The 587-nt window shown below is 63.2% G+C and carries 1 protein-coding gene; it reads right to left on the bottom strand.

Going from position 1 to position 587, the window contains the following annotated elements; all coding sequences use genetic code 11:
* Positions 1–587: ShlB/FhaC/HecB family hemolysin secretion/activation protein (locus AC07V0_RS29990; RefSeq protein WP_495020212.1), on the bottom strand; the 587-nt coding region annotated here is incomplete at both ends.

Raw genomic sequence — 587 nt, 5'->3', positions numbered from 1 at the left:
CCGTTACCCTGGGCGTCGAACGCGCCGATGCCTTGTTGCATGCCCAGGTCGAGGTTGACGAAGGCACTGCCGACCCGCCGACCGTGGTTGATGCCGAACTGCGCTTCGCTGATGCGGTTGCTGCTCAGCTTGAGCTTGCTGTCTTCGATGAAGTTGTTGGTGCGCAGGTACGACAGGCCGGTGCTGAGGGAGGTCTTGCTCAGGGCGTCGCGATGGATCACCCGCTCGGCGCGCAACTGATGGTTTTCGCTGTCGCCGGTCTGCTTGAAATTGAAACCGTTGGCCTGGGCTTGCGAGCGGTACTCGCTCTGGCTGTAGGTGTAACTGAAGTTCCACCAGCCCCACGGCACGCTGTAATTGAGCAGCGCGTTGTTGGAGGTGTGCTGGTGATCGCTCACCGCATCATGACCGCCGCGCAGCATCAACTGATCGGCCAGGCCCAGCGGGCTGTCCCAGTCAAACGTCGTGCCCCACTGCTGCTCGCCGGTGCTGCGCTGGCCGTCGTTACTGCGCGACAACCCGACACGCCACGGCTTCTGCGGGGTGTTCTTGACCAGCACCTCGCTGCCACCGACGTTCTTGCCCGG

This window comes from Pseudomonas sp. GW821-FHT01E10, assembly GCF_059422365.1.
This window is presented reverse-complemented; position numbering and strand designations above follow the sequence as displayed.